This is a genomic window from Burkholderia sp. Ac-20353 (assembly GCF_017104785.1).
Lineage (GTDB): Bacteria > Pseudomonadota > Gammaproteobacteria > Burkholderiales > Burkholderiaceae > Burkholderia.
On record NZ_JAAGPL010000063.1, the window covers coordinates 15,730 to 29,071 of the forward strand.

Annotated in this window: 9 protein-coding genes; 2 read left to right on the forward strand and 7 right to left on the reverse strand. The window is 61.4% G+C overall.

Annotation, left to right across the window (positions count from 1 at the left end; all coding sequences use genetic code 11):
- Nucleotides 1-222: 222 nt before the first annotated feature.
- Together G3N94_RS19320 and G3N94_RS19325 are read right to left on the reverse strand one after the other, a co-directional pair.
- A complete protein-coding gene (locus G3N94_RS19320; protein ID WP_205794185.1) occupies nt 223-5,133 on the reverse strand; it encodes a YadA-like family protein in 4,911 nt (1,636 codons plus the stop codon).
- Between the two features lie 1,113 nt (nt 5,134-6,246).
- Nucleotides 6,247-6,801, reverse strand: a complete 555-nt coding sequence (locus tag G3N94_RS19325) for a GNAT family N-acetyltransferase (RefSeq protein ID WP_205794186.1) — start codon at nt 6,799-6,801, stop codon at nt 6,247-6,249.
- Nucleotides 6,802-7,124: 323 nt separating this feature from the next.
- Here G3N94_RS19325 and G3N94_RS19330 point away from each other — a divergent pair, with 323 nt between their 5' ends.
- Both G3N94_RS19330 and G3N94_RS19335 read left to right on the forward strand, forming a co-directional pair.
- Nucleotides 7,125-7,394 (forward strand): hypothetical protein, encoded by a 270-nt coding sequence (locus G3N94_RS19330; protein ID WP_205794187.1) that lies wholly within the window; start codon nt 7,125-7,127, stop codon nt 7,392-7,394.
- A 189-nt stretch (nt 7,395-7,583) separates the two neighbouring features.
- Nucleotides 7,584-8,576 carry a DedA family protein/thiosulfate sulfurtransferase GlpE gene (locus G3N94_RS19335; RefSeq protein WP_205794188.1) on the forward strand — a complete coding sequence of 331 codons (993 nt, stop codon included), beginning with the start codon at nt 7,584-7,586 and terminating at the stop codon, nt 8,574-8,576.
- 118 nt (nt 8,577-8,694) lie between these two features.
- Here the strand turns inward: G3N94_RS19335 and G3N94_RS19340 are convergent, their stop codons facing one another.
- The 5 genes from G3N94_RS19340 to G3N94_RS19360 form a co-directional block, all read right to left on the reverse strand.
- Entirely contained in the window at nt 8,695-9,141 is a 447-nt protein-coding gene (locus G3N94_RS19340) for a hypothetical protein (RefSeq protein ID WP_205794189.1), read from the reverse strand.
- Nucleotides 9,142-9,200: 59 nt separating this feature from the next.
- Nucleotides 9,201-9,686, reverse strand: a complete 486-nt coding sequence (locus tag G3N94_RS19345) for a M35 family metallo-endopeptidase (protein WP_241021948.1) — start codon at nt 9,684-9,686, stop codon at nt 9,201-9,203.
- A 260-nt stretch (nt 9,687-9,946) separates the two neighbouring features.
- Nucleotides 9,947-10,522, reverse strand: a complete 576-nt coding sequence (locus G3N94_RS19350; protein ID WP_205794190.1) for a hypothetical protein — start codon at nt 10,520-10,522, stop codon at nt 9,947-9,949.
- A gap of 565 nt (nt 10,523-11,087) precedes the next feature.
- A complete protein-coding gene (locus G3N94_RS19355) occupies nt 11,088-11,468 on the reverse strand; it encodes a VOC family protein (protein ID WP_205794191.1) in 381 nt (126 codons plus the stop codon).
- A 289-nt stretch (nt 11,469-11,757) separates the two neighbouring features.
- Nucleotides 11,758-13,218: an OprD family porin gene (locus G3N94_RS19360; protein WP_205794192.1), complete on the reverse strand. Its 1,461-nt coding sequence runs from the start codon at nt 13,216-13,218 to the stop codon at nt 11,758-11,760.
- Between the last annotated feature and the right edge of the window lie 124 nt (nt 13,219-13,342).

Genomic DNA, 13,342 nt, shown 5'->3' on the forward strand with positions numbered 1-13,342 from the left:
GTTGCCGGCAGGTGGGACGGGAGGGGCGGCGGTCGCGATCGCCGGGCAGCGGGTTGCAACGGCTGCCGGGATGCGCGACGGACCACCAGCAACGAGATTGTTCCGCCGATCCGGCGTTGCAACCTTTGCTGCAGCGTCCGCGGATGTTGCTTGCCCGGACGGGCACGCAACATCCGCTAGCCACGCACGCGATGAAAGTGCGTCGTCACGAGACAGCTTGCGTCAGAACTGGTAGCCCGCGCCAACCACCGCGCCGAAGTCCGAGCGCGTGTTGCCCGTAACGGACGCCTTGACGACCCACTTGTCGTTTTGCGTCACATACGAGTAACCCGCCGCGAAGCCTTGCTGGCCACGGTAGTTCGCCGTTGCTGCCGACACCATCGAACGACCCGGCGCCGTCGGTTGCGGAAGACCGGCAACCGCCATCGCCGATGCAACGCCGCCCAACATGTCCTTCTTGACGGTGTTCAGGTCGTTGTACACCTGGCCGACGCGCTGATCCGTGTAGCTGCGCGATGCCGCCGACGACGCCGCGACGTTGTCGTTCAGCTGCTGCACGTTCACCGCATCGGTCGGCGCCGTACCGGCCGCAACGTTGGTGACCTGACGCTCATTGCCCTTCGCACCGACCGAGAACGAGTTGTCGCGATCCGCGACCGAGCCCTGGCCCACCGCCACCGAGTTCTTGCCGGTTGCGGTTGACGTCGACCCGAACGAGCCCGCATCCGCACGCGCGATCCAGGTCGTATTCGCATCGGTGGCTGCAGCCTTGATGTCCTGATTGGTCTTGACGTCCTTGAGCGCGTTGTTGAGCTGGCCGACGTTCACCGCATCATTGCTGTTGACGCCCGCTGCAACACCCGTCAGCACGCGATCCGCGTTCGAACCGTTGGCGAAGTTCACCGACGTACCGCCCGTCCCCGCGCCGACCGTGATCTGGCCGTTCGGATCCTGCTGCTGCACGAGGCCGGCCTTGCCGTTCGTCACGTTGGTCACGTTCTGCTGCAGGTTCGTGATGTCGGTCGTGTTCTTCGTGACTTGCTGATTCGTCGCGTAGAGTTGCGAACCGTTCACCGCGTCCGTGCTCGTTGCGCTGAGCGTACCGGCCTGCACGTTCGTGATCTTCGTGCCACCCGATCCACCGCCGAGCGTGATGATGCTCTTCGAGCTGTCGTCGTACGTGACCGCCAGTGCTCCAAGCTGGTTGAGGCTCGACTGCACGCCCTTCAACTGCTTCACGTTCACCGCATCGGTATCGTCCACGCCCGCTGCGACGTTCTTCAGCACAACTGGCGAGGCCGTGTCACCACCGACGAGCGAAACGGAATTCAGGCGCTTGCCGTTCGCGTCCACGTCGTATTTCACGACATTCTTCACGGCCTCCCCGGTCTGGTTCGACACGTTCGTGATCTGCTGTTCAAGATCCGACTTCACGCCGAACAACTGACCGCCATTCACTGCATCAGTGCTGCCCGCCGCGACGCTGCCGTCGGCCACGTTGGTGATCTTCGTTGCCGCGCCGCCGCGCGCTGCGTTGTACGCGCCGATGCTCGGATCGAACTGCAGCGCGTCCTTCTGCAAGCCTGCGATCGCCGTCGTGTTGTTGACGATGTTCGTTTCGGCGTTGCTGATGCGCGTTTCGTGGTTCTGGATCGTCGTCGTGTTGCCCGCAACGCGACCGTCGATGTTGCTGAGCGCGTCGCCGACGTTGTTGAACGTACCGCCGCCGACGTCGTACTTCGGCGCATTGATCGAACCGTTCGTGTTCGCCGTTGCACCGCCGCCAAGCGCAGCCGCGACGCTGTCGGTCGAATAGCGCAGTTGCGAGCCGTTCACCGCGTCATTGCTGCCGACATAGACGCCGCCTTCCGCGACATTCGTCACGCGCACCGGAACGCCGCCGTTGCCGGCGCCGAGCGAAACCTGCCGCTTGCTCGAATCGTCGTACTTCACCGCGAGCGAATCGAGTGCGCCGACACCGGTTTTCACCGCGTCATTCAGCTGATCGACGTTGACCGCGTCGGTGCCCTTCACGCCTTGCGCAACGTTGGCGATCTGCTGCGGCGCAGCGCTTCCGTGGCTCGCGTCATACGCGCCGAGCGTCGCATTCCATTGCAGCGCATCCTGCTTGAGCGCCGAAATGTTGGTCGTGTTCGTCGTCACACGTTGGTCGATCGACGTGATCGTGTTGCCCTGCGTGCTGATCTGCTGTTGCAGATTGCCGGTTGCCTTCGACAGTTGACCGACGTTGACGGCATCGTTGTTCGCGACACCATCAGCCACGTTCGACAGCTTGACCGGCGCATGACCCGCGCCGCCAAGCGTGACCGTGTTCTTGTCGCTTCCGTCGTACTTGACGTTCAGCTTGTCCGCTTGCTGCAGGTTCGTGACGTTCGTGTTCGTCGTCGACAGATTGCTCGTCAGCGTCGACACGTTCGTCGTCAGATTGTCCACACGCGTCGTCTGCGTCGCGACGTTCTGGTTCGTCGCGTACAGCTGCGAACCGTTGACCGCATCGGTGCTCTTCGCGTCAAGCGAACCCGGCGCGACATTCGTGATCTTCACCGGGCCAGTTACCCCGCCGGCGAGCGTCACCGAGTTCACGCGGTTGCCGTTCGCGTCCGTGTCGTACACGACCGCGTTCTTCGTCGCCACGCCGACTTGCGTGTTGAGCTGGTCCTGCACCTGCTTCAGTTGTGCGCCGTTGATCGCGTCCGTGCTCGTGGTCGACACATCGCCCGCTGCGACATTCGTGATCTTCTGTGCTGAACCGCTGCCGTGCGAAGCATCGTATGCGCCAGCCGATGCCGACCATTGCAGCGCATCCTGTTGCAGCGCGCCGATGTGGGTCGTGTTCTGCGTGACTTGCCCGCCGATCTGCGTGATCGAGTCGCCCTGCTTCGCAACCGTCTGGTTGGTTGCGTACAGTTGCGAGCCGTTCACCGCATCGGTGCTCGTCGCCGACAGTTCGGCCGCCTTGACGTTCGTCAGCTTCGTGCCGTTCGGGCCTGCGAGCGTGACGGTTTCGAAACCTTCCGCGCCGTCATACTTGACGTTCCGCTTGTCGGCCGCCTGCAGGTTCGACACGTCCGTCTGCGTGCCGGCCAGGCTCGTGCTCAGGTTCGTGACGTTCTGGTTGGTCGTGCCGAGCGACGTGCTCAGGTTGGTCACATTGCCTTGCAGGTTGGTGATGTTCGTCACCGCCGACGACAGCGACGTCTGGATCGGCGAAATCGCACCGTTCAACTGACCGACGTTGACCGCATCGTTATTTGCCACACCGTCCGCAACGTTGTGCAGGCTTACCGGGGCGCTCGCACCCTGGCCACCAAGCGTGACGCTCGTGTGCGCGTCGTTGTCGTACTGCACCGCATTCTTCGTGGCCTCGCCGATCTGGCTGTTGATCGTCGTGCTGAGGTTGCTGATCTGCGTATTGACGTTGTTCGTCACGCTCGTGCTGAGCGACGACAGGCCGCCGTTCAGCTGGCCGACGTTCACCGCGTCGTGCACATCCTTGCCATCCGCGACATTCTTGATCGTCGTGCCGTTCGTGCCCTGCAGCGTCACCGTATCGAAGCCCGACTGGCCGTCGTACTTCACGTTGCGCGTATCCGCCTGTTGCAGTTGCGTGATGTTCGACGTGGCCGTGCTCAGCGACGTATTGAGGTTCGTGACGCTCGTGTTCAGGTTGTTGACCGTCTGATTGGTCGTGCTGAGCGAGGTCTGAAGGTTCGTGATGTTCTGGGTGATCGGTGCAACCGCGGTGCTGATGCCGCCGTTCAGTTGCTTGACGTTCACCGCGTCCGTGTCGGCCGTGCCCGCCGCCACGTTGTGCAGCGCGACCGGCGACGTCGCGCTCGTGCCGCCGAGCGTCACGCTGTCGTGCGCGCTGCTGTCATATTGAACCGCATCCTTCGTCGCATTGACGATCGACGTGCTCAGCGACGAGCCGACGTTGGTGATCTGCGTGTTGACGTTGTTCGTCACGCTCGTGCTGAGCGACGACAAACCGCCGTTCAGCTGGCCGACGTTCACCGCGTCCGTGTCGGCAACACCCGCCTTGACGTTGCTGATCGTCGTGCCGCCGCTGCCGTCGAGCGAGACTGCGGTATGCGTGCTGTCCGTGTACTTCACGTTCAGCTGGTCGGCCGCTTGCAGGTTGGTGATATTGGTCGTCGCCGTCGACAGCGACGAGTTGAGGTTCGTGATCTGGCCGCCGACCGTCGTGCTCAGGTTCGTCACGCGCGAATCGACGTTGTTGATGCTCGTCGTCAGGCCATCGTTGACCGACTTCAATTGCGAAATGTTGACGGCATCCGTGCTGTCCACGCCAGCCGCGACGTTCTTCAGCTGACGTTCCTTGCCGACCGCACCGAACGAAACCGCGCCGCCAACCGGCGCGGCCGTGCCGCCGAACACCGGCTGGCTCGTGTTGTTGTTCGCGCCGACGCTACCCGAGCCGATCGCAATCTGATTGTCGCCGTTCGTTTGAGCGCCCGCGCCGATCGCGACGGACTGCGTGCCGCCCGCGCGCGTCTGCGTGGCTGCGTCGTACGATGCGCCGCCCGACACGCCGTCGCTCGTCGTCGGATTGGCGCCGCCGATTGCGACCGAGCGGTCGCCTTGCGCGAGTGCCGAATGACCGAGTGCAATCGAGCTCTTCCCATGCGCATCGGCGACGTTGCCGAGCGCCATCGAATAGTCGCCGATCGCGGCCGATTGACGACCGATCGCGAGTGCCGTGTTGCCTTGTGCGAGGGCGACCGTGCCGATTGCCGTCGCCGAGTTGGCGATCGCCTGCGCGCCCGTGCCGATCGCGGTTGCGCCACCGCCGTTGCCGCTGGTGTCCTTGCTGTTCGCGTTGGCCCGATCGCCGATCGCGATACCGCCGGCGCCGGCTTTCGAGTTATTGCCCGCGGTATAGCTCGCGGTGCTCACCGCGACATACTGGCCGCTATTCGTTGCGACGCAAAGCGGGTTCGAGCCGTCGATGCACCCCCCGTTGAGCGCGTTGTCCGGATTGCCGCGGTTGACGAAGTTGATGCTCTGTTGTGCATGAACGATACCCGCGCTCATGATGCCGACACCGGCGAACATCGCCGTCACGAGCATCGAAATCTGCTTCTTCTCCATACAGTATTTCCCCTTTTCCACGTTGCGTTGCATTGGTTGGCAATCAGTACTGCGAATCTTCACGGACTCTTGAAAAACACGGCAGCGATCGCTGATCGGTCTGGCACGAGAAAATTCGCCTGGAATCAGGGCGCAGCGGTTCCTCCGCGTCGACGCGGACGATCGCCGGCTCTCGGGTCGATTGCCGTGTTATCGGTGCCGCTCGCGCGGCCTTACGGATTTACTTTCGACGGTTTCGCCAGGCGAATGACGGATCGCTGACGAAGTCGATGGCAGACGGGACTATTTCCCCGGGCCATCAGGGCGCATGAGGTCGTTCACACGAACGATTGATTCGAGTTCCGGCGCAATCGCAATTGCGTTGACGACCTGCGCCATCCCGATGGCTTGCGGTCGAGCGCCGAATACGGACAGGATTTTCCGCGGCATTTTGATGCTTTCCCGTAGCAAATTGGTCTCTCTTCTCGCGTGCACGGCCTGCGGGATTTATTGCGTCCTTGAACGCCCCGCTTAATCTCGGCCGGCTCTGCTTTAATAAGTGTACGATCGTGACGAGTGGTCAGCCCTCGGTCGTCACCCACGTTCTATGCGATTGATGGCATTTGATGATTTCCGGAATCCGCCCACCCATGGATCGACCGGAATTAAATCAACTCATTTTTATCAAAATCGCGAACGGATTATAGCCACCAATTTTGAGACGGAATCTTCAGAAACCGTAAAACTTCCGCCAACTATTTGTCAAACATCGTCAAATTTTTCATTAAATTCGCTTATTTTTTGAAAAACCTTTTATTAGACGAATATGCGAAGAAACACGCAATCCGCGCCCCCCTCATCTTGTCTCATTTGATGCTTCGAAATGTCTCATTTCACGATTCGGGCACGCGAATCCGATCTGGCGAATTTGAATTCAATCCCGCCACACGCATTCGCGTTCCGGATCAGCGCATTCGTGCGAATCCGTTTCATGCACGATCGTGGCTCGATCATCGATCCCGCCCGGCAATGCTGCCGAACGGGCATCGTCATGCCGGCCCGCGACACCCATTGGAGAAGAGGAGAGATGCGCGCGCCGGCTCTGCGGACGACACGTGGCTTGCGCATGCATCGTCATTCGCCACCGGAGACCGTTGCGACGTGATTCCTGCCGTTACCGGAAGACGGCCGGGCCGTGCGCCTGAGCCGAGCCATGTGGCAAGTGCTGACGTACTCGCCGTCGCGCAGCGCGAAGTCCGGCGACTCGCCCTCGATCCGGAAGCCGTGCTTCTCGTACAGTGCGATCGCCGCGCGGTTGTCGGCGTACACGGTCAATTCGATGCGCGTCACGTTCAGCCAGTTTTCCGCCAGATCGATCGCGGCGGCGAGCAGCCGGTTGCCGATACCGCGCCCGTGATGCAACGCGTTGACCATCAACCCGAACCCCGCGACGTGGCGCCGGCGCGGATTCTGTTCCGGATCGAGCCCGAGATGGCCGACCACCTCGCCGTCGAGTTCGGCGACGAGGCTGAATCCCCGCTCGCGTATGTTGTTGATGCGTTGCGTCCATTTTTCGACGGACGGAAACGGCAGCTGCAGCGTGTTCGCATAGACCGCGGGGTGCGCGGCGATCTGGCGGATCGCTTCGATATCCTTCGTCTCGGTGTGTCGGATCGTGATGTCGGCCATGATGGTCTCGGGTGGAAGCCGCACGCGGCTACCCTGGATCGGGCGTCGCTGCCGTGCCGGGGAAAGCTTCGAGCTTAGCCGAATTCATCTATTTGTCATACGAATGTTCGTATCACGGTGACCTCGATCCGGAACGACGGGCTGCGGGCCGGCATAGGCGATCCCCGAACACCAAACCTCAGAAGGATCGCCGATGCCGCCCTTATTTTTCCTCTCTCGAAAATGCTCCGTGCATGACGCCTGTTCGCGTTAAACTCCGTCAAGCTGTTTTGTAAAAACGACATCTCCGCCATAACGGCGCCAACGATACGAGGATAGGTTCGATGCGCACCACCGGCTCATCCGGGGCAATGACCTTGCTCACCGAACACGACCCGACCGACGGTCGCGAGCTGCGCTCGTTGCGGCTCGAAGCAACCAGCGACGGCAAGAGCGTGCTGTTGATCGATATTGACGAACGCAAGCCGGGCATCCATCGCGAGGTCCGCTACGAAATCACGCCCGCCGAGCTGATCGCGGCGATCCGTTCGCAAGGCGCCGAGCTGCCCGGCGAGAGCCACGGCGCTGCGTCGCTCGCACGCAGCCCCTCCTGACCCGCCAGGATCGGTGAGCCACGCCCGATGCGCCGGCTCACCGACGCATTCGCCCGTCCGCTGATCTCCGTTCATTCCCGCTCCTTCACGGTACTTCCTGCTTTTTCCTTTTCCCGCCGCTGTCTTGAAAATGGCCGATAATCGGCTCATCTACGCATTTTCAGTGCGCCTCCCTTTTCAGCAGTCGTCATGCTCCGTGACCTCGTCGCCCAATATGGGCCGCTTCTCGTGTTCGCCAACGTGCTCGCCGCCGCAATCGGCCTGCCGGTGCCGGCGATGCCAACGCTCGTGCTGTTCGGCGCGATGGCCGCGCTGCATCCGGACATGATCGGATCGCAGCTCGTGACGGTGCTGGCGCTGTCGGTGCTCGGCGCGCTGATCGGCGACACGATCTGGTACGTCGCCGGACGCCGCTACGGCGGCACGACACTGAAGACGATCTGCCGGCTGTCGCTGTCGCGTGACAGCTGCGTGAGGAAAACCGAGCGCTTCTTCGGTCGCTACGGCGTGCGCGTGCTTGCGGTCGCCCGCTTCATCCCGGGGCTGTCGCTCGTGTCGGTGCCGATGGCCGGCGCGCTCGGCACGCGCTACCGCACGTTCGCGGGCTACGACGCACTCGGCGCGGCACTGTGGACGATCGTCGGTCTGGTCGCCGGCGTCGTGTTCCACCAGCAGATCGACTGGCTGTTCGCCGGCGCGAGCCGGCTCGGCCACGCGGTGCTGCTGGTCATCGCCGCGCTGCTTGTGCTGTACGCGGCGGTGCGCTGGATGCGCCGCCGCGCGCTGCTGCGCCAGCTCGCGCATGGGCGGATCGGCGTCGACGAACTCGATGCGCTGCTGCGCGACCCGGCCGCGCCGGTCGTCATCGACGTGCGCTCCGCCGAGCACCGCAAGCTCGATCCGTTCGCGATTCCCGGCGCGCAGTTCGCCGACGAGCGTCAGATCGGCGACATCGCCGCGCGTTATCCGCTCACGCAAAAGTTCGTTGTTTACTGCTCGTGCCCGAACGAAGTGTCGGCCGCGCTGATGGCGAAGCGCCTGGCCGACGCGGGCTTCACCGATGCGCTCGCGCTGCGCGGCGGCCTCGACGCATGGCGCGACACGGGCCGCCAGCTCACGTCGCTTGCGAACGACACTCCGCGCGCGGACGACAGCGTTTCAGGAATGCACAAGCCGGCCTGAACGCCGGGCGGCGGTGCGATTGCGTCAGACGCATTCGATCAAAACATCTTTGCATCGGGCCGTTTCGCAGCGAAGTCGACATTGGTGGGCTTCGATCCGACACGCACCTCGCACGCCATCATTGCGCAACGCCCGACTCGCGGCCAGCGTCCCATTGACAAGGACATTCGTGCGGACACTCCGGAAGGACGTCGATTTCTACGTGTCGTCCGTTGTCCCGAATACCTGTCACACCACTAGGGCGGTGGACTCTCGCATTCATATCGACAGATGCCGTGCCAAGACCGAACGATGTCAAAAATTGACGGACATTTTCCGCGCGTCGCTTGGCTAATACAGCTGCGGCCTCTTCACCCGACTCCGCAAGACCGCCGATAGATGCGCGGTCGAGGCTCGTATATCTGACCCGGAGGTCGCTCAACCAATTCGCCAATCGCAGGATCTCGTTGTTCGATATTTCGGCCGAGTTCCTTTCAAAGGACACATCCCACGTGCGCACGGGAGAACAGGCCGACGCGCAAGATACAGCGCCGGTCAACAACATGCAAACCAAGAGTTTCTTCATTGTCCACGACTCTTCCGATCACTCCGGTTGCCCCCGAAGTCCACATCCGTAGTCCCGGTCTAGTCGTCGTAAATCACGTACCCCACGAGACTATCGGCGTTCTCGATTGCAAGATGCGGATGCGTTCTCGCAAAACTCAAACACGCTCGCATCGTATATCGGTGATCCTTGGAGCCGAACGTATCAGCAAAATGTGTGCATTCGTGAATCAGCGTTGAAAGCATGGAATCTTTCGTGCTTGAAACCGCCCGCATTTCACAAAAATTCGGGTGGATGCTAATTGTATGCGTCGCGGTATCGGGACCGCAGACGTGCGCGACCACACCGTCAGGATGCTTGTTGTTCGGCATGCAACCGAGATACCGATCAATGTCGGCGGAGCGCCGGACAAAGTTCATTGGTCCTAGATCGCGCATGACCCGATTCAACGCCGCGAGACCTTTAAGCAAATGCTGTCGTTTCGCTTCATCGTCAGAACCGAACCATACTGCCACATGTTTGCGCTCCAACACGCCCCATCTCTGCAAATCGTTGCAGCCGACCATCGATCACCTGAACTGCGCGATCACGCAACGACAAAACAGTTCGCCGAAATTCGGCATCTGTCATGTTCGGACAGATAGGGGGACCATCGAGAGTCAAGAAAACATCAACGATCGAATTTGGCGTCGTGTTAGTCACACCTCGTCCCACCTCAAGCCACTCCACGTCACTCATTCGAACTCCGTTGCAGATTGCATTGATTGAAAAATTCGAATCACTAACGCCCACCCACAATCGAGTGACGTCCAGAAAACGACATCCGTCAGATTCGATCGTGTGCGATCTCAAAGATCAGCGAACGCGAGTCGGCTAGCACGATTCGCTCGGTATTCCCGAGGGAATCCGTCACACCGCGCGAAATCTCGCCTGACTCACTTCTGATCCGATAGTGGACGTTCGCGAGCGGCAGGTGAGTTCGCCGATCACGCAACCTGAATTGTTCGTCATATTGCCTCGACGCCATCGTCCACGATGATGCCCATGCTTCGGTAGCGCCTTCCACATGGTCGCCTTCGTCGACATATGTGAAGCAACGCGCGTAAGTCGCAATGATCCGCGGCGGGCGTTCGCATTGGCAGCGCACCAGGTCTCCGCCGAATGCTCCCTGCGCACCCAGCCTTTCGTTGTATTCACGAAGATGATTCGGTGCGCCGGGCGCCGCAACGATCACGCCAACCGACTTACACGCATCGCACCATGCTTCCTGCCCGAGATAGGTTTTCTCTCTGAGCAAACCGTCCGGCCCCTCAATGGTCCAGTCGGACGTTCCTTCGATTACCTTGCTGCCGGCTCCGCTATCCAGCGGATCTCCCGCGACTACCGCATAAAATGTCGACATCTCGCCCTCGTCTTTGGTGTTTGATCCGGAGGTCGCTAACAATGTCTCGTCCACTCATCCCGAAGATGCATTGCCAAACCAGACACTAAAACCGATACATACGATCCTGAAATTGATATGCGATGCAAACTATCAGGCAAAAACGAAGGTGCGGTCTATAGGACTATTTCGAAATTTCGTGACTCCGACGTCGATGTTTGACATTCATGCGCTATAAACTCGCGCAGCCATTCGTCGTCTTCTACTCATACCCGATTGATGGGTCGGGCGCGCCGATGGCGAAGCGCCTGCTCGATACCGACTTCACCGTCGCACTCGCGCGTCGCGGCAGTCTCGACGTATGGCCCGAGTCGCTCGCGGACGATGCCTTGGAGGAAGGCTGCTGGGAGATTGGGAGACGCGCCGCCTGTCGACGACGCTGTCGCCGGTCTGCACAAGCCGGCCTGAACGCCCGGCGGCGGACAAAGTTTAGGGGGATAGGGACCGGACATCACTTCCGGATCGAGGGGATCGTAGCGCAGCGTTGTCCACTCGAGGTTTTCGGCCTTAACGTACTTTCCGCCCTTCAGGTTGTGTAGCGTGGGTCCACAGGTGCTGTGGGCGAAGACACATCCACCAGCGCACCACTGGCATCCAGAAGCAACATTCGACGCTGCCCGTAGGGCAAATCTCGGGGGGCTTCGAGTATGTCGAGTTTCAGCTCTTTCGCTGCTGCGAACAGGTGCTCGACGTCGTCCACAACAATCGTGATTATCACGCCTTGCGGCAACTTCTGGTGCCCGTTCGGAATGAATTCGCTGGTGCGTGCCATGACCCCCAGTTGCCCACCCGTTGGCGCTCTCATGCTGACGAACCAGTCAGCCTCGAACTCGACCTTGAAACCCAGGAGCCCTTCGAACAGCCGCCGCGTGGCGTCAAGATCGTCAGTCAACAAATTGGTCATCATTTGTTCAACTCCGCAATTGATATGCGGTGCCAACTATCAGGCAAAATCGAAGGCGTGGTCTATAGGATTAGTTCGAAATTTTGGAATTCTGCGTCGACGTTTTTGACATTCATGCGCGATAAGCTCGCGCAGAAATTCGTCGTCTTCTATTCATACCCGATTGACGGGTCGGACGCGCCGCCTGTCGACGGCGCTGTCGCTGGCCTGCACAAGCCGGCCTGAGCGCCGGCTGCGTGACGCGCGCCGCCACCGCCGCGCGCGTGTCTTCCGCCGATTTCCCGCTGATCGATCAGAACGCGTTCAGCGGCACGTTCACGACGAGGCGATATTCGCGGTTCGTCGCATCCGAGTAGTGTGCGGAGCCGTTGTGCCACATCGCGATGAACGTGACCTTCGTATCCTTCAGCTTGCCGCTCTGGAACGTATACGACGGGATGAAGCCGAACTCGTGGTGACGGCCCTGCACCGGCGCGCCGTTCGCCCAGTAGATGCTCGACTTCGACGGATCGGCCGCCGCGCCCGCGCTCGCGTCCGCACCCCAGCCCGTCACGCCCCACAGCATCGCCTTGAAGCCGGGCAGGCCTGCTTCCTTGCCGTAGAACGTGTAGCGCAGCTGCAGCGACTTTTCGTGCGGCGCGTTGTAGTCGACGTCCATCGAGTTGACGAGGAAGATGCCGTTCGTCTCGTTCAGGTAGTCGAAGAACTGGTCGCCGAGCACCTGCTGATAGCCGAGCAGCAGCTCATGCGCGCCATGCTGGGCGGCCACCGACAGGCTGTACGCGTTGTTGTTGATCTTGCCCTGCAGCGCATCGCCCGTGTCGTGCGTCGAGTAGACGTTTGCGAAGCCGGTCCACTTGATCGACTTCGAATCGCCGATGCTGTGCTTCAGCGATGCATAGTACTGGTGCCACACGTCGTCGGCCTGGTTCGCATACAGTGCGAGCTCGCCGTTCGGCGAGTAGTCCCACGTGCCACCGACATAGGTCAGCCGGTTGATGCGCGTGCCGCCATACTGCGTCGTCAGGTTGGTCAGCGTCGTGTGGCCGCGCGCGTCGGTCTTCGTGAAGCTGCCCGCCTCGAGCATCACGTTCTTGAATTCGTTGCTGACGATCGTCGTGCCGAGGAACGTCGGCGGCAGCGCGCGGTTGTCGTGCTGCTCCATGAACGGGTTGTCGACGGCCTGCAGACCGTACTTGATCACCGTGTTCGAGATGCGCATCTTCACGTCGTAGATGCCGGGGTACGCCCACGCGAGCTGGTTCGAGCCGCCGCCGCCCTTCGCGATGTGCACCATGCTGCCCGCACCCTTGCCGCCGTCGAGCTTCAGCGCCGCATACAGCGACGCGTCGAAGCCGATGCCGATCAGCCCGGTCGTGTAGCCCGATTCGAAGTTCGCCATCACGCCCTGCACCCACGCATGGCGATGCGGCCCGCCCTTGCTGTCGAGCACGTCCGCGTAGTTGCGGAACAGGAAGTTCAGGTGACTGTCCGCAATGAAGCCCTTCGACTTCGATTGTGCCGACGGCTCGTCAGGCGGCATGACTGCCTGCTGCGCTTCCGCGTTGACCACCGCGTTCGGCGTCGTTGCCTGCGCAACGGTCGTGCCCGGTGCGGCCTGTGCCACCGTCAGCGGCGCGGGCGCCGCGTCGTCTGCGTAAGCCGCGCCCGTCATCGAGACGCCGGCCAGCGCCGGCAATCCCCACGCAAGCAGCATTTTCGATGCGTTTCCGATCGTCCTGTGTTTTTTCATCGTGGTTCTCTTATTGTGTTGATGTCGTTGTGCCGGTCGCGATCCGCTTCCGGCCCCACCCCGGCCGCCCTGCTAAGGACGTGCCTGTACCCGCGGCGCGAAGATCATTCGCGCCGCACTTACC

Coding starts and splice junctions, on each gene's coding strand:
- G3N94_RS19320 (WP_205794185.1), bottom strand. CDS start 5,133: ATGGAGAAGAAGCAGATTTCGATGCTCGTGACGGCGATGTTCGCCGGT.
- G3N94_RS19325 (WP_205794186.1), bottom strand. CDS start 6,801: ATGGCCGACATCACGATCCGACACACCGAGACGAAGGATATCGAAGCG.
- G3N94_RS19330 (WP_205794187.1), top strand. CDS start 7,125: ATGCGCACCACCGGCTCATCCGGGGCAATGACCTTGCTCACCGAACAC.
- G3N94_RS19335 (WP_205794188.1), top strand. CDS start 7,584: ATGCTCCGTGACCTCGTCGCCCAATATGGGCCGCTTCTCGTGTTCGCC.
- G3N94_RS19340 (WP_205794189.1), bottom strand. CDS start 9,141: ATGAAGAAACTCTTGGTTTGCATGTTGTTGACCGGCGCTGTATCTTGC.
- G3N94_RS19345 (WP_241021948.1), bottom strand. CDS start 9,686: ATGGTCGGCTGCAACGATTTGCAGAGATGGGGCGTGTTGGAGCGCAAA.
- G3N94_RS19350 (WP_205794190.1), bottom strand. CDS start 10,522: ATGTCGACATTTTATGCGGTAGTCGCGGGAGATCCGCTGGATAGCGGA.
- G3N94_RS19355 (WP_205794191.1), bottom strand. CDS start 11,468: ATGATGACCAATTTGTTGACTGACGATCTTGACGCCACGCGGCGGCTG.
- G3N94_RS19360 (WP_205794192.1), bottom strand. CDS start 13,218: ATGAAAAAACACAGGACGATCGGAAACGCATCGAAAATGCTGCTTGCG.